Raw genomic sequence first — 21754 nt, 5'->3', positions numbered from 1 at the left:
CACTTCCACTTCTCACAGGGGCTTCTCCATGCTCAGTCGTCGGCCTGTCGCCGCGGCCCTGGCTCTTGCGCTCGTCGCACCCGTCACGGCTCTCGTCACCTCCTCCACCGCCACCGCAGCACCGACCCCGTCGGCGAAGAAGGTCGCGGCCAAGCACCTGCCTCGTCCGGCCCGCGGCACGCACACCCGCGCGCACGACCCACACACGGTGCTGGTGAAGTTCAGGCCCACGGCCGCCGCGACCACGCGCGACAGGGCCCTGAGCAGCCGAGGCGGACACGCCGGCGCAGCACTGCCGGGGACCGGCTTCGTCCGCGTCCACACGAACGGCTCGGCTGACGAGCTGGCGAGCCGCCTCGGGGCAGACCCGTCCGTCGCCGAGGTCACCCTCGACTACGTGCGCCAGGCGTCCGCCACGCCGAACGACCCGGCCTTCGCCTACGACCAGGACTACCTCAAGACAGTCCGCGTCCCCACCGCATGGGACCGCTCGAAGGGCTCCCTCAACCAGGTCGTCGCCGTCATCGACACCGGCGTCGACGGCACGCACCCGGACCTCCTCGGGCGCACCGTCGCCGGCTACAACGCCATCACCAACGCCCCGATCCCCGCCGGCGCCGCGAGTGACGACAACGGCCACGGCTCGATGGTCTCGGGGATCATCGCCGCCGGCACCGACAACGGTGAGGGCATCGCCGGAGTGGCCTGGACCGCGAAGGTCATGCCGGTCAAGGTGCTGGACGCGAACGGCGCCGGGGCCGACTCGGACGTCGTCGAGGGCATCAACTGGGCCGTGTCGCAGGGCGCGAAGATCCTCAACCTCTCGCTCGGTGGCGACGCGGACAGCCCCGTCCTGCACGCGGCGGTCACCAACGCCGTCGCGCACGGTGCCGTCGTCGTCGTCGCCGCAGGCAACTGGGGCGACGACGTGCCGCAGTACCCCGCCGCCTACCCCGAGGCGGTGGCCGTCGGTGCGACGGACACCTCCGGAGGCCTGACCGACTTCAGCAGCTACGGCCCGTGGGTCGACGTCACAGCGCCCGGCTGGGGCATCCTCTCCACGACGGTCGCCGACGCCACCGGCAACGACAACTACGCCTACGGCGACGGCACCTCGTTCTCGGCGCCGATCGTCGCAGGCGTCGTCGCGCTCATCCGCACGCAGTCGCCGACGCTGACCCCGGCGCAGGTGCTCGCTCGACTCAGGTCCACGGCCCGCGACGCCGGGCCACGCGGCGTCGACCCCTACTACGGCGCTGGGGTCGTGGATGCCACCAACGCCCTCGGCGGCGGCTGGGCCCCCGACTTCACGCAACCCGCTCCCGGAGCCGGAGAGCCCAACGACGTCCCGGCGCGGGCGACCCCGTTCACGGACTTCAGCTACGGCACGTACGGCACCCTGGACGTCGAAGGTGACGTCGACTGGTACACGTTCACGTCGACCTCGACGCGCGCCGTGCAGGTCCGGGTCAACCCGTCCTCCTACAACCCGGACAGCCCGCAGAACCTCGACCTGGTCCTGTCCGTCTACAACGCGGATCTCGCCCTCATCGGGACGGCGGATGCCGGGGCGGCCGGCGAGAGCGAGTCCCTCACCTTCATGACCGGCCCGGGGACGTACTACGTCACCGTCCGCAACTACAACGGCGCCCGTGACCCCCGCGCCTACGACCTGCACGTCACCGACACCGGCGCCGGCCACTTCGACCCGGCGGTGCAGGTGCCGGTCCCCACCGGCGGCACGGGCCCGGTGGCCGTCGGCGACGTGACCGGCGACGGGCTGCCGGACATCATCGCCGGGGGCTCCTGGGTGGGGTCACCGGCCTTCGCCAACCAGCTCTACGTGGTGCCACGGCAGAACGACGGCACCTGGGGAACGCCCCAGGGCCTGCAGACCGTCGACTCGTCCCTGGTCAGGAACCTCGTGGTCACCGATCTCGACCGCGACGGCCACAACGACGTCCTCGCCGCCACCGCGGTCGGTGTCCAGGTGTTCGCCGGCAACGCCGCCGGCACGCTGGACCCCCCGGTCACCATCGCGGGCACCACCGGCGCGAACGCCGTCGAGGTCGCGGACCTCGACCTCGACGGCAAGCCCGACCTCGCGGTCTCGACGGCCTCGGACGTGGCCGTCCTCAGCCGGGACGCCCAGGGCGCCTGGCAGCGGACCGCTGTCTCGGGCACGGGCGGCACGCAGCTCCGGGTCGGCGACCTCGACGGCGACTCCCGGCCCGACCTGGCCGTCGTCGGCACCACTGGTGTCCGGGTCCTCCACCACCGGGCCGACGGCTGGACGGAGACCACCCTCAGCATGCCCGCCGCCAACTCCTACGCCGCCGGGATCGAGATCGCCGACGTGACCGGGGACGGCCGCGCCGACCTCTCCGCCGTCTACGGCACGAACGCCCCGGCGGCGGGGCTGGCCGTCTGGAGGCAGACCGACGGCGGTGACCTGGCCGCCCCCACCGTCGCACCGCTGAACAACTCCCCCACCCCGCTCGAGGCCGCCGACATGAACGGCGACGGTCTCCAGGACCTCGTCACGGTCCACCTCGGCTACAACTTCCTCAGCCTCTTCGAGCAGCAGGCGGACGGCACGCTCGCCCCCGCCAGCACGTCGTACACGACCCAGGGCTCCGGCAACACCGTGACGTCGCTCGCTCTCGAGGACGTCACCCAGGACGGCCGGCGCGACGTCGTCGTCGGCACGAGTGACGGCGTCGACGTCCTGCGCAACGCAGGCGGCGCCACTCCGGGTGGGGAACGGTCCTGGGTCCGGGCCACCTCGGTTCCTGACTTCGCCCAGCGCGTGTCGCTGTCCGCGGCGCCGTCCGTCAGCTTCGCGCGCGACGTCGCGCCGGCCAGCGTCAGTGCCTCCACGGTCAGCCTGCTCGACGGCCGCACCGGAGCGCCGGTGCCGGCCGCCGTCACCTACGACGGGGGCACGCGCACCGCGACGATCTCGCCCTCGACGCCGCTCCACGACAACGCGCCCTACCGGCTCACGGTCTCCGGCGTGACCGACACGTCCGGCGCGACGATGGGCACGGCATACTCCTCCACCTTCCAGACGGTCGACGTCGCGCCGCCCGCCGTGGGCTCGTTCACGGCCACCGGAGGCGTGCGGGCGGCCGCGCTGGCATGGACGGCACCGGCGATCACCGACCTCGACCGCTACGTCGTCCGGATGGCCGCGGGGACGACCCCGCCCGCCAGCCCCACCACGGGCACCGGGGTCTACTCCGGCACCGGCACGAGCGTCACCGTCCCGAACCTCGTCCAGGGCTCGACCTACAGCTTCAGGATCTGGGCCCAGGACCGGACCGGCACGCTCAGCGCAGCATCCACGCGGACGCTCGTCGGGACCGCCGAGACGATGTCGTCCAACGTCACGTCACTGACGTACGGCGGCTCGGCGACGCTGACCAGCAGGCTGACGCGGCGCGACACCGGCGCCGCCATCGCCGGAGTCCCGGTCCAGCTCAGCTGGCGCAAGGTCGGCACGACGACGTGGAACCTGCTGACGACCCGCACGTCGAGCTCGACCGGCACCGTGTCCTTCACGCACAAGCCGTCCACGTCCGTCGAGTACCTGTGGACCTACCGCGGCTCCACCGGCTTCGTCGGCTCGAGCAGCTCGGTGGTCCGCGTCGGCCTCAGGACGGCTGTCACGAGCACCGCGAGCCGGACCTCCCTGCCGCTGGGCGGTTCGTTCTCCCTGTACGGGTCGGTCTCGCCCTCGCACGCCGGCCAGAGGGTCTACCTCCAGCGGTATGCCGGCAGCGGGAGGTGGACGACCGTGACGAGCACGGTGCTGACCTCGACGAGCGCGTACTCCTTCGCCATCAAGCCCTCCGCGCGAGGCACCTTCACCTACCGCGTCTACAAGGCCGCCGACGCCGACCACCTGGCGTCCTACGGCCCGAGTCGCGCCGTCAAGGTCACCTGATGCCGTCCGCTGCCGCTTCGATGTATTCCGCGGTCACAGGTGACCGCGGAATACATCGAAACGCGGAGGGTCAGAGCAGTCAGAGTCGTCAGAGCCGCCCGTAGCGGCGCTCCGGCCGGCCGGTCGAGCCGTAGCGCAGCTTGACCTCCGCCTGCCCGGTCGAGACGAAGTGCTCGAGGTAGCGGCGAGCGCTGACGCGCGAGATCCCCACGACCTCAGCGCATTCCGTCGCCGAGAGCGTCTCGTCGGCCGCTCGCAGCGCACCCTCCACAGACTCGGCGGTCTCGGCACTGAGCCCCTTCGGCAGCACCGCGACGGGTCCCCGCCCGACCGGCTGCGCCGACGTGAAGGCGGCATCGATCTCCGCCTGCGTCAGGTCGTCACCGAGGTCGCGGGCCCGCTCGGCGGCATACGTCAGCAGGCGCTGCTCGAGGTCGGCGTAGGCGAACGGCTTGAGCAGGTAGCCCACGACGCCCTGGCGCACGGCCGCGCGGACGGCGTCGGCCTCCTTGGCGGCGGTGATGACGAGCACGTCGCACGTCTCACCCGCGGCCCGCAGCCGCGTCACGACGTCGAGCCCGAACGCGTCGGGGAGGTAGAGGTCGAGGAGCACGAGGTCTGGCCGCAGGGACCCCACGAGGTCGAGGGCCTCGGCGCCGGTGCGGGCGGTGCCGACCACCTCGAAGCCGTCGACGCGCTCGACGAAGCCCCGGTGGATGCGGGCCACCATGAAGTCGTCGTCGACGACGAGCACCCTGGTCATCGCCTCTCCTCCTCGCTCGCCGGGACGGGCACCGCCTCGACGGTGAGGCGGGCGACGAACGTCGCGCCCGTCGGGGTGCTCTCCACCTCGACCTCGCCGCCCCGACGCTGGCAGATCAGCCGCGTCAGCGCCAGCCCGATGCCTCGCTCCCCCGCGCGGGCCGCCTTGGTCGTGTAGCCGTGGGTGAACACCTCGGTGACCACCTCGGGGGCGATTCCGGGCCCGGAGTCGACGACGCTCACCTCGAGCGAGCTCGCGTCCTGGCGGATCGTCAGCTCCACCCACTTGTCGTCACCCTCGGACGAGGCCGCGGCGTCGATGGCGTTGTCGACGAGGTTGCCGACCACCGCGGCGACGTCGGCGGAGTCGCGCGCCCCGATGCGTCCCAGCGACGTGTCGTCCGAGACCCGCAGCTCGACCCGGCGCTCGGTGGCCTGCGCGGCCTTGGCCATGACGAGCGCCGTCACCGCCGTGTCGCGGATGCGCCGGGAGACGGTGAGGTCGAGCTGCGCCCGGTGCTCGCTCACCGAGTCGACGTAGCCGACGACCTCGTCGTACTCCCCGAGCTGGATGAGACCCGAGATGGTGTGCAGCTGGTTGGCGAACTCGTGCGCCTGGGCCCGCAGCAGCTCGGTCGTGCTGCGGAACGAGCCGATCTCGCGCTCGAGGTCGGCGAGCTCGGTCCGGTCGCGCAGCGTCGTCACCGACCCGAGCGGGCGACCGTCCTTGGCGACCTCCATGCGGTTCATGACGAGCACCCGTCCGCGGCGCAGCACCACCTGGTCGCGCTGCACGCCCTCGGCCGCGTCGTCAGTGACACCCCGCAGCACGTCGCGCAGACGCGGGCCGATCGACAGGTCGTCGAGGCGCATCCCCACCGCGTGCTCCGGGAGGTCGAGCAGCCGGTGGGCGACGTTGTTGACCAGGGTGATCCGCTCGTTCGTGTCCAGCGCAACGACGCCCTCGGCCAGCCCGAAGAGCATCGCCTCACGGCTCTCGGCGAGCCCGGTGATCTCCGCCGGCTCGAGCCCCAGGGTCTGCCGCTTGATCCGTCGCGCGAGCAGCCACGAACCGACGCCGCCGAGCACCAGGGCGATGCCGAGATAGGTCGGGAGGTACGAGGAGTTGCCGAGCAGGCGATCCCAGGCTGACGGCATACGCACGGCGATCATCACGGTGCCGAGCTGCGTGCCCACGGGCAGCTGCGGCTCCTTGACCCTCGGGTCGGGCACCGAGAGCAGCGGGCTCTGCGCGACGATCATCCGCTCGCCGCCGAGCTCCATGACGCCCGTCCAGCTCGCCCCGTCGGCCACCGCCCGCGACCCGAGAGGCATCGGCGCCCGCTCGAGCGTCGGGTCCGACGACACGCGTACGACCTCGGCCGGGTCAGCGACGCTCATCGACGTGATGTTGTACTGCGTCACGATCGTCTGCACCAGGCTCGGCAGCACGTTCGGCACCCCACCGGGCGACATCTCGGTCCGCACGATCGGCGTGCTCGCCAGCTGCTCGGCGACGGCCGACACCCGGCGCCCCTCCGTGCGGGTGAACGTCGCTTCCGACTGCGACAGCGAGACGAGGGCGACCGACACGAGCACGCCGAGCAGAATGAGAAGCTGCACGGCGAACAGCTGCCCCGTGAGGGTCAGCCCGCCGAACCATCGGCCGAAACGGCGCCTGCTCTGCTTGACCACAACGAACTCAACCTTCATTGGTGACACAACGGCGACACCGCTCCGGGACGCGGGCACGATCATGCCGTTCCAGCCCAAGAACGCGAAAGAGATCTCAACGATGAGCACTCACCACACTGCCCGTCCCGGCACGCCCGGCACCCGAAGCCCCCGCCCCACCCGCAGCCGCCGCATCGGCGCCCTCGTCGCCCTGGCTGCCGCCGGGAGCCTCGCCCTGTCGGCGTGCGGAGCCACCGCCAAGAAGGACGACGCCGCCACCGGTGCGGCCGCCGGTCCCGCGACGGGCCTGCAGATCATGGTCCCCAACAGCCCCGGTGGCGGCTACGACACCACCGCCCGCACCGTGGCGCAGGTCATGGAGAACCAGAAGGTCACGGGCTCGGTGCAGGTCTTCAACCTGCCCGGTGCCGGCGGCACCGTCGGCCTCCAGCGGGTCGTCAACGAGAAGGGCAACGGCAAGCTGGCCATGCAGATGGGCCTCGGCGTCGTCGGCGCCGCCTACACGCAGAAGAGCAAGGCCACACTCAACGACACCACCCCGATCGCCAAGCTCATCGAGGAGGCCGGCGCGATCGTCGTCTCCAAGGACTCGCCGTACAAGGACCTGAAGAGCCTCGTCGACGCGTGGAAGAAGGACCCCTCGAAGATCAACGTCGGCGGCGGCTCCAGCCCCGGCGGTCCCGACCACCTCCTGCCGATGCAGCTCGCCAAGGCGGTCGGCATCGACCCGACCAAGGTGTCCTACATCTCCTACGACGGTGGCGGCGAGCTGCTCCCCGCGATCCTCGGCAACAAGATCGCCTTCGGCGCGAGCGGGTTCGGCGAGTTCCTCGAGCAGGTCAAGTCCGGCTCGGTGCGGGTCCTCGCCGTCACGAGCGACAAGCGCATCGACGCCCTGCCCGACGTGCCCACCGTCAAGGAGTCCGGCATCGACTTCACCTTCACCAACTGGCGCGGCATCGTCGCCCCGCCGGAGATCTCGGCCGGCGACAAGCAGGTCTGGGTCGACGCGCTGACCAAGATGCACGGCTCCGACGCCTGGAAGGCCGAGCTCGAGAAGCGCGGCTGGACCGACGCCTTCGAGACCGGCGACCAGTTCGGCACCTTCCTCAAGGCGCAGGACCAGGACGTCGCCGACATCCTCAAGGGCCTTGGGCTGACGAGCTGACATGTCCGACACGACCCCTGACCGCACGCACACCGACACCGCGGCCCAGGACGTCGAGACACAGGGCGGGGACCGCGCGCAGTACGGCATGTGCGCGGCCCTCGCCGGCCTCGGCATCATCCTGCTCGTCAACTCGGCCCAGCTCGCCCCCGTGGCGAGCACCAACGACTCGCTCGGCCCGAAGGTCATCCCCACCGTCCTCGGGATCCTGCTCCTCATCACCTCCGTCTTCTACGCCGTCGACATCCACCGCGGCGGGGTCGGGGCCGCCGACGAGGGCGAGGACGTCGACCTCAGCGCGAAGGCCGACTGGAAGACCGTCGGGCTGCTCGTCGTCATCTTCGCCGCGAGCGCCGCCTTCATGGAGCCGCTCGGCTGGGTCATCGCCGGCACGCTGCTGTTCTCGGGCAGTGCGTATGCGCTCGGCAACCGCCACGTCATCCGTGGCCTTCTCGTGGGGCTCGCGATCTCCCTCGCCACCTTCTACGCGTTCGCCATCGGGCTCGGGGTCAACCTGCCCGCCGGCATCCTCCAAGGAATCCTCTGATGGACAACCTCAACCACCTGCTCGACGGGTTCGTCAACGTCCTGACGCCGCTGAACCTGCTCTTCGCCTTCATCGGCGTCGTCGTCGGCACCGCCGTCGGCGTGCTGCCCGGCATCGGCCCGGCCATGACCGTGGCACTCCTGCTGCCGATCACCTTCGCGCTCGACACGACCCAGGCGCTCATCATGTTCGCCGGCATCTTCTACGGCGGCATGTACGGCGGGTCGACGACCTCGATCCTGCTCAACACGCCTGGCGAGTCCTCGTCGGTCGTCACCGCCCTCGAGGGCAACAAGATGGCCAAGGCCGGACGCGCTGCCCAGGCTCTCGCCACCGCGGCCATCGGCTCCTTCGTCGCCGGCACCATCGCCACGGCTCTGCTCGTGCTCGTCATGCCACAGGTCGTCGCGTTCGCCGTCCAGCTCGGCTCACCCGAGTACTTCGCCATCATCCTGCTGGCCTTCGTCGGCGCGAGCATGGTGCTCGGGAGTTCCCGGCTTCGCGGGTTCGCCGCCCTGCTCGTCGGCCTGTCCATCGGCGTCATCGGCATCGACAAGGTCACCGGCCAGCAGCGCATGACCTTCGGCATCCCGCAGCTCGCGGACGGCATCGACATCGTCGTCGTCGCCGTCGGGCTCTTCGCCGTCGGCGAGGCCCTGTGGGTCGCCGCCCACCTCCGGCGCAAGGCCGGGGGCGTCATCCCGGTGGGCCAGCCGTGGATGGGGCGCGAGGACTGGAAGCGCTCGTGGAAGCCGTGGCTGCGCGGCACCGCCCTCGGGTTCCCGTTCGGCGCCATCCCCGCCGGCGGCGCAGAGGTCCCGACGTTCCTGTCCTACGTGGCCGAGCGCAAGCTGACCAAGCACCCCGAGGAGTTCGGCCACGGCGCCATCGAGGGCGTTGCCGGGCCGGAGGCCGCTAACAACGCGTCCGCCGCCGGCACGCTGGTGCCGCTGCTCGCGATCGGCCTGCCGACCAACGCCACCGCCGCGATCATCCTCACCTTCCTTCAGGGCCGGGGCCTCGAGCCAGGCCCGCTGCTCATCGAGAAGCAACCGGTTCTCGTGTGGACGCTCGTCGCCAGCCTCTTCGTCGGCAACACGCTGCTGCTGCTGCTCAACCTGCCGATGGCGCCGCTGTGGGCCAAGCTGCTCCAGATCCCTCGGCCCTACCTCTACGCGGGCATCCTCTTCTTCGCGACGATGGGTGCGTGGGCCGTCAACGGCCAGGCCTTCGACCTCTACCTGCTGCTGGGCATCGGCCTGGTGGGCTTTGCGATCCGCAGGTTCGGTCTGCCCGTGCTCCCGCTCATCATCGGCGTCATCCTGGCCCCGATCGCCGAGCTGCACCTGCGCCGCTCGCTGCAGCTCTCGCACGGCGAGGTCAGCGGCCTGCTGGGCGGTCCGGTGGCCTGGGTCTGCTACGGCATCATCGCGCTCACCATCCTGTGGCCGCTCATCGCCCGGGCGATCCGCAAGGCCCGCGGCGGCAACGGCGGCCCGGGCGAGGGACTCATGGCCGAGCTCAAGGACAAGGTGGCGGCATGATCCTCCTCGGCTACATCCCCACGCCGCAGGGCGAGGCCGCCCTCGCCGCCGCGATCGGCGAGGCTACGGCGCACGACGAGTCGGTGCTGGTCATCAACATGTCGCGCGACGACAAGCTCGTCGACGCCCACCGTGCCGAGAGCTCGACCCTGGACCGTCTCGACCGCGACCTCGCCGAGTCGGGAGTGGCCCACGAGGTGCGGCGCATCGAGCACGGCACCGACCCGGCCGACCAGATCATCGGGGTCATCGAGGCCGAGCACCCGCGGATGCTCGTCATCGGCATCCGGCACCGGAGCCCGGTCGGCAAGCTGCTGCTCGGCTCGACCGCGCAGCGGCTGCTGCTCGACGCAGCCTGCCCGGTCCTGGCCGTCAAGGCGGACTGAGCCACCCGGCATACGCCCGGTCGAGGTGATGACGGCAGCCACGATGCTGCCGTCATCACCTCGACCCGCACCCGGCCCCCTGCCCGTTCGAGGTGATGGCGCCCGTCACCCGGCCGGCGTCATCACCTCGAACCGCGGCCCGGATCAGGCGGGAGGCCGGGAGACGCCGACGTGGCGGGAGACCTCAGTAGAGCCCGCGCGCCGGTAGAGCCCGATGGCCGGGCCGCCGTCCTCGGCGACGATGACGAGGCGCCGGACGGCGGGGTCCTCGAACGCCCACGCACCCGCCGCCCGCACGAGGGCGGCGGCGAGGCCCAGTCGGCGATGGCTCGCGAGCGTGACGACGTCCTGGTAGCGGGCGAGCTCCCCCAGCCGCACGATGCCGAGCCGCGCGACGAGCCGCTCGCCGTCGAACGCACCGAACCACCGGGCCCGACCCGAGTCCGCGAGCGCGCGCTGCGCAGCCACCCGGCGCCGCTCGAAGACGAGCCGGTCCTCGCGCTCGCCTGCAACGGTGTCGGAGCCGCCGACCTGCGCGGACTGCTCCCAGTCGTCGTCGTGCTCGAGCCTGCGCACGCGCATGCCGTCGGGCACGTCCCCGGAGACCGGCACCGACGTCGTGGAGAGGTCGACGTCGACCTCGACGTCCCAACCCCGCTCGGCCCACCCTCCGGCGTCGCCGCCCTCGGCGCCGAAGGCCACGGCACGGTGCCGCGCCTCGGGCAGTTCCGCCTCGAAGCGAGCGACCCAACGGGCGACCTCGTCCGGCCGAGGCAGACCCTGCACCAGCACGAAGTTGCCCCACCAGAAGGTCGGGTTGGCCTCGGTGCGCACGACGAGGTGGTCGCCGTGGTCGGTCACCGTCGAGCCCTGGAGCCGGAGCAGGTCGAGGTCGGTCACGAGGCCGGGACTGTCGATGCGCACCCCCGGATCATCCCCGACCCCACCCGTCGAAAGGCCAAAGTCTGCGACCCCTGACACGTCGAAAGGCCACGAACGGCCCCCCTCACACCGTCGAAAGGCCACGAACGGCCCCTCCCACACCATCGAAAGGCCACAAGTGGCCCCCGCCCAACCGTCGAAGGGCCAAAGTCTGCGGGTCTGCCCCAGTCGAAGGGCCAAAGTCTGCGGGTCCGCCGCAGTCGAAAGGCCTAAGTCTGCAGGTCCGCCGCTGCCGAAAGGCCAACGTCTGCGACGCCGATCGGCCTCTCGACCTAGACCACACCCGCGAAGTCTGGCCTCTCAACGAGACCGCACCCGCGAAGTCTGGCCTCTCAACGAGACCGCACCCGCGAAGTGTGGCCTCTCGACGAGACCACACCCGCGAAGTGTGGCCTCTCGACGGTTCAGCCGGCGACGCAGGCGCCGGTGTCGACCTCGGAGCCCGCCGCGGCTGCCTCGTCGAGGAACGGCTTGGCCTCGGCGAGCGTCAGGGCGTAGCCCGTCGCGTCGTCCTCGAGCGACTTGGCGAAGATGACGCCGACGACCTGCCCGTTCGTGTCGAGCAGCGGGCCGCCGGAGTTGCCCGGCCGCACCTTCGCGGCGAGGGAGTAGATCTCGCGGACGACGCGCTCGCGGCCGTAGATGTCGAGGCCGCGGGCGTCGAGCTGGGCGCGGACGCGGGCCGAGACCACCTGGTAGGGGCCGTCGAGCGGGAAGCCCGGGACGGCTGCCGAGTCGCCCCGCTTCAGCTCGCCGCCGAGCGGCAGCGGTGGCAGCAGGAGCCCCGGCACGCTGAGCACGGCGAGGTCGCGACGCGGGTCGAAGACGACGACGCGCGCCCGGAGGGTCTGGTCGCCGCCCTGGACCCGCACCTCGTCGGCGCCGGCCACGACGTGGGCGTTGGTGACGATGCGTCCGGGCGAGAGCACCCAGCCGGTGCCCTCCTGACCTCTCTGGCACGACTGCGACTGCGTCGTCACCTTGACGACCGAGCGGCCGGCCGCGCGGATCGCCTGGGACTGCGCGATGGCCGGGTCGGGTGCCTGCACCGGCGTGATCGGCTCGGGCGCGAGGCCGCCGAAGACCTGCGGGAAGCCCTGGCTCGACAGGAAGCCGCGGAAGCTGGCGAAGACCTGACCGGTCTGCTCGGGCACGACCGAGTTCACGACCTGGAGCACCTTGGACTCGGCCATGGCCTTGGACAGGGACGGGTTGCCGGCCGTGCGCAGCGCCCCGCCGATGAACCAGATGATGAGGCTCGCCGCCAGCGTCACGACGACGGCACCGAGCGCCGCGTCGACCCGGCGCAGCGAGGTCTGGCCGACGCGGCGCCTGATCCGCGAGCCGAGCAGGCTGCCGAGGTACTGCCCCAGCCAGCCGAAGACGACGACGCCGAGGAGCAGCACGAGCACCCTCGTGCGGTCGTCGTCGGCCACGGCCTGCCAGCGCGCCAGCAGCGCCGGCAGCTGCCAGACGGCCAGCATCGCGAACGCGAAGAAGCCGACGAGCGACGAGACGCTCTGGATCAGACCCTGCCGATAGCCCGAGAAGGCGTAGGCGAGCAGGAGGAGGATCAGGGCGATGTCGAGCAGGACGCTGCCGGTCATGCGCGCCTCCCGGCGAGGTAGCGCTCGGGCAGCGGCCGCATGACGTCCGCGTCCCAGGGCTGCGAGAGGCCACCGAGCTCGAGCACGCTGCTGATGAGCCCCGCGGTGAAGCCCCACAGGAGCAGGTGGTCGAGGTCGAAGCCCGGCCCGACGTAGCCCGAGGGGTGCGTCACCGAGAAGCGGGTCGCCGGGTCGACGAGGTGCGAGACCGGCACGGAGAGCACGTCGTGCACTTCGGCCGGGTCACGGACCCCGATCGACGAGGGCCGGGCCCACCAGCCGAGCACCGGAGCCACGACGAACTGCGCCGGAGCGAGGAACAGCGAGGGCAGCTGGGCGACGACCTCGACGCCCGCCGGGTCCACGCCCGTCTCCTCCTCGGCCTCGCGCAGCGCGGTCGCGACGAGGTCGTCGTCCTCCGGGTCGCGCGAGCCACCGGGGAAGGCGATCTGGGCCGGCTGCGTGCGCATCGTGTGCGACCGCTCGATGAGGACCACGTGGTCGCCGTCGTCCTCGGCGCCCGCGGGAGGCGGCCCGAAGAGGATGAGCACGGCCGACTCCCGGCCGCCCTCCTCCGGGGGCAGGAAGCGCGAGAACCACTCCGGCGCAACGCTCTCGAGCCGCACGGCGAGCTCGTCCATCCACGCGGGGCGAGCGACGGCCCCCGCCCCGAGCGACGGGGAGGGGTCGATGGAACCCGACCTGCCGGCATACGCGATCCGGCTGACGACATCGGTCACTTCGGCGCCAGCTCGTACTTCAGCAGCTTCGCGGCCTTGTCCGGGTCGGTCTCGCCCGCACCGTAGCTCGGGCACCAGCGCGCGACGGGGCACGCCCCGCACGCCGGCTTCTTCGCGTGGCAGGTGCGGCGGCCGTGGAAGATCACGACGTGGCTGAGCATCGTCCAGTCCTTGCGCATGAAGAGCCGCCCGACCTCGTGCTCGACCTTGACGGGGTCCTCCTCCTCGGTCCAGCCGAAGCGGCGCGCGAGGCGGCCGAAATGCGTGTCGACCGTGATTCCCGGGATGTCGAAGGCGTTGCCGAGCACGACGTTCGCCGTCTTGCGGCCGACCCCGGGAAGGGTCACGAGGTCCTTCAGGCGCGGGGGCACCTCACCGTCGAACCGCTCGACGAGCGCGATACCGAGCTTGATGAGCGAGTCGGTCTTGGCTCGGTAGAAGCCGGTCGGCTGGATGATCGTCTCGAGCTCGGTGCGGTCGGCGTTCGCGTAGTCGGCGGCCGTCGGGTACTTCGCGAAGACGATCGGCGTCACCTTGTTGACGCCGACGTCCGTCGTCTGCGCCGACAGGATCGTCGCGACGAGCAGCTCGAGCGGGGTCGAGAAGTCCAGCTCACAGTGCGCGTACGGGTAGCGCTCGTGGAGGGAGCGGTACATCTTGCGGGCGCGGCGGGTGCGCGAGACGGGGGACTCGTCGGCGACCACGAGGGCTCGGGGGGACACGGACGACACTGTATGCCGCGGGGCTGTCACCCGCTTCCGGGTCCCGTTGTCGAGGGTTCCGCAAGAAGGAAACCCGCGGTGGGTACGTCGTGCCTGCACGAGAGGAGTCCGCCATGACCACGGACACGCGCACCCAGGCACCGGAGCCTGCCGACACCGTTCGGCTGCACGCTCCCGACGGCCACCAGGACCACCCGGGCCACCACGGGCTCGAGACCACCCTCGACCTGCTCGGGCGGATGGACCTCGCCCACGCCCCCGAGGCCGACGTGCTCCGCGCGATGGAGCTCATGGTCACGCACGCGGAGTTCCCCTGCCTCGGCGCCAAGTCCGTCTTCCGCCGCGGCAGCGTCGCCCACGTCGTGCTCGACGACATGGACGACCCCACCGTGCCCTCCCGGCTGCTCGAGCGGCTCGGCGCCTTCGCCGACGACATCGAGGACGAGAGCGGCTTCCACTCGTTCATCGCGACCTTCCGTGGCCCGCTGCCCACGACCGAGGCCGACTTCGAGGCATCCCTCTTCGGCCTGCTGCAGCGCCTGCACGACGCGGACGACCAGTCGTGGGCCGACGGCGTCGGCTCGGACCCCAACGACCCGCACTTCGGCTTCAGCGCCGGCGGCAACCCCTACTTCATCGTCGGGCTGCACCCGGCCGCCTCGCGAGTCGCGAGGCGCGCCCCGCTGCCGACCCTGGTCTTCAACCCGCACGGCCAGTTCGAGGAGCTGCGCGCCGAGGGGCGCTTCGACGGGATGCGCACCACGATCCGCCGGCGCGACGAGAACCTCCAGGGCTTCGTCAACCCGATGGTCGCCGACCACGGCGACAGCACCGAGGCGCTGCAGTACTCCGGCCGCCAGCACCCGGCCGGGTGGGAGCCGCCGCTCGAGGTCAAGCCGGTCACCGGCACCGACGTCCGCGACCTCCACACCAACACACGTATCGACAGCCACACCTTCACTCACCAGGGGAAATCGAATGACGATCTCGCAGGATGCACGCCCCAGCACGACTGACCGCCACTTCGGCCCCGGCGGCCCGGTCGTGCAGCCGCCCGGCGACTACCGTGACGGGATGACGCTGACGCGGCTCGACCCCCAGACCGGCACGGCCTTCCTGCTCCGCGCCGGACAGCGGCTCACGGTCGTCGACCCGACCGGCGAGCAGGTCAGCGACTTCTTCGCCGTCATGGACGACGACCGCGACGAGTGGTTCAGCTCGGGCCGCACCATCGACTACGCCAACTCGACCGCCGTGACGACCGGGAGCGTGCTCTACAGCAACCGCAGCCGGCCGATGGCGACCGTCGTCGAGGACACCTGCGGGCACCACGACATCCTGCTGACGCCGTGCTCGCAGCAGACCTTCGACCTGCTCTACCCCGAGTTCGAGGGCGCCTACCACCCGAGCTGCTTTGAGAACCTCGCGACCAACATGGCCGGCTTCGGCGTCGAGCCCGACCGGATCTCGACGACGCTCAACATCTTCATGAACGTCTGGGCCGAGCGGAACGGCGAGCTGCACATCGACCCGCCGACGTCGCGGGCCGGGGACCGCTTCGTGCTGCGGGCCGAGGCCGACCTCGTCGTGGGCCTGACCGCCTGCTCGGCGGAGAAGTCCAACAACGGCGTGTGCAAGCCGGTCGACTACCGCATCGACGACTGAGACCCGCTTCTGAGACCCGATACCTGAAACCCCTGCGGTGGCAGGGCGGCGGGCGGGGCGACGTGGCACACTGACCCCGTGGATCTCGACGTGGTGAGGCGTGCGCCCCTGTTCAAGGCTCTGGACGACGAGGCGGCCTCCGCCCTGCAGTCCGAGATGAGCCGGTCGCACATGGAGCGCGGCGACGTGCTCTTCCACGAGGGCGACCGCGGCGACACGCTGTACGTCATCGCCGAGGGCAAGATCAAGCTCGGCCGCACGAGCCCCGACGGCCGCGAGAACCTCGTCGCGATCCTCGGTCCGGGCGAGATGTTCGGCGAGCTCAGCCTCTTCGACCCGGGGCCCCGCACCATGACCGCCACGGCCGTCGCCGAGACACAGCTGCTCGGTCTCGGCAACGAGTCGCTGACGGCGATCCTCACCGGCCGCCCCGAGGTGTCCAAGACCCTGCTCGCCGCGCTCGCGCAGCGCCTGCGCCGCACCAACGCACACCTCGCCGACCTCGTCTTCACCGACGTGCCCGGCCGCGTCGCCAAGGCCCTGCTCGACCTGTCCGAGCGCTTCGGGCGGCCGGTCGAGGGCGGCATCATGGTCAGCCACGACCTCACCCAGGAGGAGCTGGCGCAGCTCGTCGGCGCCTCGCGCGAGACCGTCAACAAGGCCCTCGCCGACTTCGCCACCCGCGGCTGGCTGCGCCTCGAGGCCCGCGCCGTGCTGCTCCAGGACGTCGAGCGCCTCAAGCGCCGCGCCCGCTGACCTCCTTCGCGCCCCGGCTCCCACCCGTTCGAGGTGAACCCGCCGCAGTTTCGGCGGCGTGCCTACCTCAAAGCGCCGAACGACCAGCCGTCCGGACCGTTGACGACGACCCGGTCGGCACGCCCCGCCGCTGCCGCGACCACGGCCGCGTTGGCGTCGTCGTTGCGCGCCACCCATGCCTCGGCCGCCTCCGGCTCCTTGCCGAAGGTGACGTGCCGCGCGACGAGCCGTGACCGACGCAGCTCCTCGTCGCCCGCGACGAACCAGACCTCCGCCAGGCGGCCCCGGGCTCGCTCCCAGCGCGGCTCCGGCAGCAGCAGGTAGTTCCCCTCCGTGACGACGAGCCGCGCCGACGGAGGTACGACCATGGCTGCGGCCAGGGGCTGCTCGAGCGTCCGGTCGAAGCCGGGCGCATAGACCCACGAGTCCGGCTCGTCGACGACACGATCCAGCAGGTGCGCGTAGCCGTCGGCGTCGAACGTGTCGGGCGTCCCCTTGCGACCGCGCGCCCCGAGCCGCTCGAGCTGCACGTCCGCGAGGTGGAAGCCGTCCATCGGCACGTGCGCGACCCACCCGTCGCCCTCACGGGCGGCAACCGCCCCGACGAGCGCCTCGGCGAGCGTCGACTTGCCCGCGCCCGGCGCCCCGGCGATGCCGAGGACCACCCGGCGCCGCTCCCCGACAAGCGCCACGGCCGCCGTGACGAGCGCGTCGAGACCGAGGGTCATCGCCGGCTCATCCGTGCTCGCGGAGGTACTCCAGCTGCGCCTGTACCGACAGCTCGGCCGCCGGCCACACGCTGCGCGGCACGTCGGCATACACCTGCTCCACGACGGCGTATGCCGTCTGCGCACCTCGGGCGACCGCGTCCCGCACCTGGTCGAGCCGTTGCGCCCGGTGCTGGAGGTAGAAGGTCACCGTCGCGGCCGCGTCGGCGACGAACGGCCCGTGCCCGGGGAGCAGGCGCGTGACGGTGCCCGCCCGGGTCAGCCCCTCGATGCGGTCGAGCGAGGCGAGGTAGGACTCGAGGCTGCCGTCGGGCCACGCGACGACGGTGGTCCCGCGGCCGAGGATCGTGTCGCCGGTCAGCAGCGTGTTGTCGGCGGGGAGCACGAAGGAGAAGGAGTCGCTCGTGTGACCGGGTGTCGGGGTGGCCAGGATCTCGAGGCCGCCGACGCGGATGGTCTCGCCGGCCCACAGGTCGTCGTGGCCCCGGCCGAAGGCGCGCACCGGCGCCCCAGTCAGCTCGTGGAACCGGTCGGCGCTCTCGGCGTGGTCGTCGTGCCCGTGGGTCAGCAGGGTCAGCACGACCCGGCGACCGGACTCCTCGACCCGCCTCAGCACCGCCTGCAGGTGCCCCTCGTCGAGCGGCCCCGGGTCGACGACGACGACCTCGTCGGAGCCGGGCTCGGCGAGCAGCCACGTGTTGGTGCCGTCGAGCGTCATCGGCGACGGGTTGGGGCACAGCACGCACTCGGCGCGCTCGCTCGTCACGCCACCGTGCCAGGCGGGATCCGCCGCGGTGCCCTTCACGGCCCGCTCACCCCACCCACCACACGCATGAGCCTCACCTCTCGACGATCTCCATCGCGCCACCACCGGGGGCGTCGACGACCTCCGGCATGATGAGCGGGAGGGAGTCGCTGTGCACGACCACCGCTGCAGCAGAAGGGGCGTCGCGAATCTCCTCCACGCACATGACCGTCGGCGGCAGCATGAGGGCCGAGCCCCCGGCATACGCCTCCAGCAGGTCCGACGGGACGAACCAGTCGGCGTGGTCGGCCTCGGTGGTCTCGCCGTCGGCGACCTGGAAGGGCGGCATGAGCGCGGCGAAGAACCACGTGTCGTAGCGGCGCGGCTCGAAGACCGGGGTCAGCCAGTGCGCCTTGGCGACGACGAGGTCGGAGCGCAGGACGAGGCCGCGGTCGTGCAGCACGTCCGCCAGCGACAGACGTCGGTCGACGAGGCGCACGCGGATCTCGCGCCACTCGGGGCCGTCGACCATGACCAGCGGGCCGCTCGCCGAGGGGCTGGCGAGCAGGACCCCGCACTCCTCGAAGACCTCGCGGACCGCGGCGGCGACATACATCTGCGCCTCGGCGGGCGAGCAGCCCAGGCGCTCGGCCCACTCGGCCGGCGAGGGACCGGCCCAGGGCAGCCCGAGCTCGCCGTCCCGCTCGTCGACACCACCGCCGGGGAAGACCATCATGCTCGGCGCGAACTCCATCCCGGAGACGCGCCGCAGCATGAACACCTCGGGCCCCGTGGCGCCGTCGCGCACGAGCATCATCGTGCTCGCGCGGCGCGGGGGCGCCTCGTCCCAGCGCTCCCCCGCGAGCCAGCGGGAGGCCGCGTCGGAGATGCCGGGCGTCGTCGTGAGGGGGAAGCGCCGGTTGGTCCCGCTCACGCGTCCGTCACCGTCCCCGGTCACCGGGCGACGGAGACGATGACCTCGACCTCGACGGGTGCGTCCAGCGGGAGCGCAGCGACACCGACGGCCGAACGGGCATGAATTCCCTTGTCACCAAAAGCCTTGACGAGCAGCTCGCTCGCGCCGTTGATGACCCCGGGCTGGCCGGTGAAGCCCGGGTCGGAGGCCACGAAACCGACGACCTTGACGACACGGGTCACCGTGTCGAGGTCACCGATCTCGGACTTGATGGCCGCGATCGCGTTGAGGGCGCACGTCTCGGCGAGGGACTTGGCGGTCTCGGCGTCGACCTCGGCGCCGACCTTGCCGGTCGCGGCGAGGGCACCGTCGACCATGGGCAGCTGGCCCGAGGTGAAGACGAGGTCGCCCTCGCGGACGACGGGGACGTAGGCGGCGACGGGCGGCACGACCTCGGGTACGGTGAGGCCGAGCTCGGACAGGCGGTCTTCGACTGCAGACATGGTGCGGTGGCTCCTCAGGACTTCGGACGCTTGAAGTAGGCGACGAGGCTGGTGCCGTCGGGACCGTTGACGATCTGGACGAGCTCCCACCCGTCCGCCCCGAAGTTGTCGAGGATCTGCTTGGTGTTGTGGATCAGAAGCGGTGCGGTGAGGTATTCCCACTGGGTCATGGCCCTCACCCTACTCAGTGCGAGCACGGCCCTCTCGGGGTGCGTCGGCGACGCCGGTGGCACGATGACGCCCATGACGAGCAGCGCTTCGGCGACACCCGCCGGGACACCTTCAGGGACACCGGAGGCGGCAGCTGACGCGTCCCCGTCGGCGAGCGCCTCGGCGGCGACCCGGTCCTACGGCAGCGATCCCGCGCAGGTCTACGACGTCCTGCAGCCGGCCGCCGGAGCCCCCGCCGTCACCGGCACGGTCGTCGTCGTCCACGGCGGCTTCTGGCATGCGGAGTACGACCGCGAGCACGCCCGGCCCGAGGCCGCTGCGTTCGCGAGCGCCGGCTACCACGTCGTGCTGGCCGAGTACCGCCGAGCCGGTATGCCGGGTGGTGGCGTCCCCGGGACCCTCGACGACGTGCGCGACCTCCTCGCGTCGGTGGCAGCCCAGCCCGACCTGCCCAAGCCGCTGGTCCTCGTCGGTCACTCGGCCGGTGGGCATCTCGTCGCGTGGGCCGCCGGGCAGCCGTGGGCCCGCGAGCGCGGCATCGCCGGAGTCGTCTCGCTCGCCGGGGTCGTCGACCTCGGCGCGGCGGACCGGCTGCACCTCGGCTCGGACGCGACGCGTGACTTCGTCGGGTCGGGACCGGGAACCGCCGCGTGGACCTCGGCCGACCCGATGTCGACGCTGCCCCCGAAGGTGCCGGTGCGCCTGGTCAACGGCACCGACGACGACGTCGTGCCGCCGGAGGTCGCCGACGCCTACGTGGCGAAGGCGAAGGCCGCCGGCGCCGACGTGACGGAGGACCTCGTGCAGGGCGCCGACCACTTCGCCGTGATCACCCCCGACACCCCCGCCTTCCAGCGAGTCCTTGCGGCAGTCCACTCCCTCCTCTAGCCCCCTCTTCCCGCCGTTCGAGGTGATCCCGGGAGCGGTGTCGGTGCCGACATCACCTCGACACGGCGGTCGGGGATCCTTGGTTCGAGGTGATCGCGCACCTGACGTTGCTGCCGGGATCACCTCGAACGAGGCCGTCCACACCCCCGACCGCCACGGCCTCGCCATCCACAGGCCCGCGTATGCCGCTCGCTGGAGGCCGTCACGCCCGCGACATTGGGAGACGTGAGGGGTCCAGAACGTCGGCAGATCGCCCGTGAGCTCGCCGACCGCCACGGCGGGGTCGTGTCGCGGGCGATGCTCCGGTCAGCCGGCATCGAGCGACGCCACGTGGCATACGAGGTCCGCTCCGAACGATGGGTGGTGCACGGCGATGTCACGGTAGCGGTGCACACTCGTCCGCTGAGCCGCGAGGAGTCACTGTGGCGGGCCGTATGGGAGGTGGGGGCCGCCGTGACGGCCATCGACGGGGTGACGGCGTTGGAGCTCGCCGGTCTGAAGCACTATGACGATCCAGCCATCCACTGCTCCGTCGTCCACACGGCAAGAGTCACCTGGCCGAGCGGCGTGACTGCGCACAAGGTCATCCGTCGCGTGCCCGCCGAGGTTCTCCAGACGGGGATCCCGCGCACGCGGCCTGCTGTCGCGGCGATTCGGGCGGCTCACTGGGCCGTCAGCGACCGGCAGGCCGCCCTCATCCTGCTGATGACAGCCCAGCAGGGACTGGCCTCGCCGGAGGAGCTGCTGCGGACCGGCAAGCACCTGCGGGGCAGGCGGCGCAGAGCCTTCGTCAAGAACGTGGTGCGTGACATCGCGCTCGGCGTGCAGTCCTTGGGCGAGCTCGACTTCGCCCACCTGTGTCGCGAGCGCGGACTTCCTGAGCCGGACCGGCAGGTCGTCGTCCACACGGACCGGGGCCGCGTCTACCTCGACGTCCGCTGGCGCAACGGGCTCGTGGTCGAGATCGACGGCGTCCAGCACCGCCGTGCGCTGGCTGTGTCGACGGACAACCTCCGCACCAACGCCCTCGTGCTCAAGGGGGACCGCGCCCTGCGGATCGACCTCGTCGGCCTGAGAGTCTTCACCGACGAGTTCATGTCACAGGTCGCGCAGGGACACGCTCAGCTCGAGAGCGCCGCCGCGTGACACCCAGGGACACCCGGTCGAGGTGAAAGCGACACCCACCCCGGTCATGTCCTGTGAAGGGACATTCCTGTCAAGGGTGAAGGGTCATGCCTGACAGTCAGGGTTGGTGACTCGGTGGTAGGTCCGATTGCCTGGCGTGTGGTCGATGCGGGTTTCGGGGTCCAGGCGAACGTG

The 21754-nt window shown here is 71.6% G+C and carries 21 protein-coding genes; 10 read left to right on the top strand and 11 right to left on the bottom strand.

Annotated features, from left to right (window positions below; all coding sequences use genetic code 11):
* Positions 1–28 precede the first annotated feature (28 nt).
* On the top strand, positions 29–3949 hold the full coding sequence (locus tag ABD297_RS15040; protein ID WP_344255845.1) for a S8 family serine peptidase: 3921 nt from the start codon (positions 29–31) through the stop codon (positions 3947–3949).
* 88 nt (positions 3950–4037) lie between these two features.
* On the opposite strand, the gene ABD297_RS15035 is transcribed toward ABD297_RS15040, so the two are convergent.
* Both ABD297_RS15035 and ABD297_RS15030 read right to left on the bottom strand, forming a co-directional pair.
* Positions 4038–4712, bottom strand: coding sequence for a response regulator (locus ABD297_RS15035; RefSeq protein ID WP_344255844.1), 675 nt, complete (start codon positions 4710–4712; stop codon positions 4038–4040).
* Positions 4709–6406 carry a sensor histidine kinase gene (locus ABD297_RS15030; RefSeq protein ID WP_344255843.1) on the bottom strand — a complete coding sequence of 566 codons (1698 nt, stop codon included), beginning with the start codon at positions 6404–6406 and terminating at the stop codon, positions 4709–4711. Before ABD297_RS15030 ends, ABD297_RS15035 begins: the two co-directional genes overlap by 4 nt.
* Before the next feature lie 100 nt (positions 6407–6506).
* Between ABD297_RS15030 and ABD297_RS15025 the strand changes: the two genes are divergently transcribed.
* The 4 genes from ABD297_RS15025 to ABD297_RS15010 are packed head-to-tail and all read left to right on the top strand — an operon-like array spanning position 6507 to position 10051.
* The gene (locus ABD297_RS15025; RefSeq protein WP_344255842.1) at positions 6507–7574 is read left to right on the top strand and encodes a Bug family tripartite tricarboxylate transporter substrate binding protein; all 1068 of its coding nucleotides are present in this window, start codon (positions 6507–6509) and stop codon (positions 7572–7574) included.
* Between the two features lies 1 nt (position 7575).
* Positions 7576–8121, top strand: a complete 546-nt coding sequence (locus tag ABD297_RS15020; protein WP_344255841.1) for a tripartite tricarboxylate transporter TctB family protein — start codon at positions 7576–7578, stop codon at positions 8119–8121.
* Positions 8121–9665, top strand: coding sequence for a tripartite tricarboxylate transporter permease (locus ABD297_RS15015; RefSeq protein WP_344255840.1), 1545 nt, complete (start codon positions 8121–8123; stop codon positions 9663–9665). Before ABD297_RS15020 ends, ABD297_RS15015 begins: the two co-directional genes overlap by 1 nt.
* A complete protein-coding gene (locus tag ABD297_RS15010) occupies positions 9662–10051 on the top strand; it encodes a universal stress protein (protein WP_344255839.1) in 390 nt (129 codons plus the stop codon). Before ABD297_RS15015 ends, ABD297_RS15010 begins: the two co-directional genes overlap by 4 nt.
* Before the next feature lie 144 nt (positions 10052–10195).
* On the opposite strand, the gene ABD297_RS15005 is transcribed toward ABD297_RS15010, so the two are convergent.
* The 4 genes from ABD297_RS15005 to nth all read right to left on the bottom strand — a co-directional run bounded on the left by ABD297_RS15005 (position 10196) and on the right by nth (position 13996).
* Positions 10196–10975 (bottom strand): GNAT family N-acetyltransferase, encoded by a 780-nt coding sequence (locus ABD297_RS15005; RefSeq protein WP_344255838.1) that lies wholly within the window; start codon positions 10973–10975, stop codon positions 10196–10198.
* A 422-nt stretch (positions 10976–11397) separates the two neighbouring features.
* A complete protein-coding gene (locus ABD297_RS15000; protein ID WP_344255837.1) occupies positions 11398–12600 on the bottom strand; it encodes a MarP family serine protease in 1203 nt (400 codons plus the stop codon).
* Entirely contained in the window at positions 12597–13340 is a 744-nt protein-coding gene (locus ABD297_RS14995; RefSeq protein WP_344255836.1) for an NUDIX hydrolase, read from the bottom strand. Before ABD297_RS14995 ends, ABD297_RS15000 begins: the two co-directional genes overlap by 4 nt.
* On the bottom strand, positions 13337–13996 hold the full coding sequence (gene nth, locus ABD297_RS14990; protein WP_344255962.1) for an endonuclease III: 660 nt from the start codon (positions 13994–13996) through the stop codon (positions 13337–13339). Before nth ends, ABD297_RS14995 begins: the two co-directional genes overlap by 4 nt.
* Before the next feature lie 179 nt (positions 13997–14175).
* Here nth and gntA point away from each other — a divergent pair, with 179 nt between their 5' ends.
* From gntA to ABD297_RS14975, 3 genes are all read left to right on the top strand, one after another.
* A complete protein-coding gene (gene gntA / locus ABD297_RS14985) occupies positions 14176–15078 on the top strand; it encodes a guanitoxin biosynthesis heme-dependent pre-guanitoxin N-hydroxylase GntA (protein WP_344255835.1) in 903 nt (300 codons plus the stop codon).
* A complete protein-coding gene (locus ABD297_RS14980; protein ID WP_344255834.1) occupies positions 15041–15727 on the top strand; it encodes a DUF1989 domain-containing protein in 687 nt (228 codons plus the stop codon). The genes gntA and ABD297_RS14980 overlap by 38 nt, the downstream gene beginning before the upstream one ends.
* A 78-nt stretch (positions 15728–15805) precedes the next feature.
* Entirely contained in the window at positions 15806–16483 is a 678-nt protein-coding gene (locus ABD297_RS14975; protein WP_030203573.1) for a Crp/Fnr family transcriptional regulator, read from the top strand.
* A 62-nt stretch (positions 16484–16545) separates the two neighbouring features.
* Here the strand turns inward: ABD297_RS14975 and ABD297_RS14970 are convergent, their stop codons facing one another.
* The 5 genes from ABD297_RS14970 to sp36 are packed head-to-tail and all read right to left on the bottom strand — an operon-like array spanning position 16546 to position 19545.
* On the bottom strand, positions 16546–17211 hold the full coding sequence (locus tag ABD297_RS14970; RefSeq protein WP_344255833.1) for a nucleoside/nucleotide kinase family protein: 666 nt from the start codon (positions 17209–17211) through the stop codon (positions 16546–16548).
* Positions 17212–17218: 7 nt separating this feature from the next.
* The gene (locus tag ABD297_RS14965; RefSeq protein WP_344255832.1) at positions 17219–18016 is read right to left on the bottom strand and encodes an MBL fold metallo-hydrolase; all 798 of its coding nucleotides are present in this window, start codon (positions 18014–18016) and stop codon (positions 17219–17221) included.
* Between the two features lie 34 nt (positions 18017–18050).
* Positions 18051–18890, bottom strand: a complete 840-nt coding sequence (locus ABD297_RS14960; RefSeq protein ID WP_344255831.1) for an NUDIX hydrolase — start codon at positions 18888–18890, stop codon at positions 18051–18053.
* A 20-nt stretch (positions 18891–18910) separates the two neighbouring features.
* Positions 18911–19375, bottom strand: coding sequence for a RidA family protein (locus ABD297_RS14955; RefSeq protein ID WP_344255830.1), 465 nt, complete (start codon positions 19373–19375; stop codon positions 18911–18913).
* Positions 19376–19389: 14 nt separating this feature from the next.
* Entirely contained in the window at positions 19390–19545 is a 156-nt protein-coding gene (gene sp36, locus ABD297_RS14950) for a Sp36 family protein (protein ID WP_142179199.1), read from the bottom strand.
* Positions 19546–19618: 73 nt separating this feature from the next.
* Here sp36 and ABD297_RS14945 point away from each other — a divergent pair, with 73 nt between their 5' ends.
* Both ABD297_RS14945 and ABD297_RS14940 read left to right on the top strand, forming a co-directional pair.
* Positions 19619–20434: an alpha/beta hydrolase family protein gene (locus ABD297_RS14945; protein ID WP_344255829.1), complete on the top strand. Its 816-nt coding sequence runs from the start codon at positions 19619–19621 to the stop codon at positions 20432–20434.
* Between the two features lie 225 nt (positions 20435–20659).
* Positions 20660–21580 carry a hypothetical protein gene (locus tag ABD297_RS14940; RefSeq protein WP_344255828.1) on the top strand — a complete coding sequence of 307 codons (921 nt, stop codon included), beginning with the start codon at positions 20660–20662 and terminating at the stop codon, positions 21578–21580.
* The last annotated feature ends 174 nt before the right edge of the window (positions 21581–21754 follow it).

Origin of the sequence: Terrabacter carboxydivorans, assembly GCF_039532035.1 — a bacterium.
GTDB classification, from domain to species: Bacteria; Actinomycetota; Actinomycetes; order Actinomycetales; family Dermatophilaceae; genus Terrabacter; species Terrabacter carboxydivorans.
This window is presented reverse-complemented; position numbering and strand designations above follow the sequence as displayed.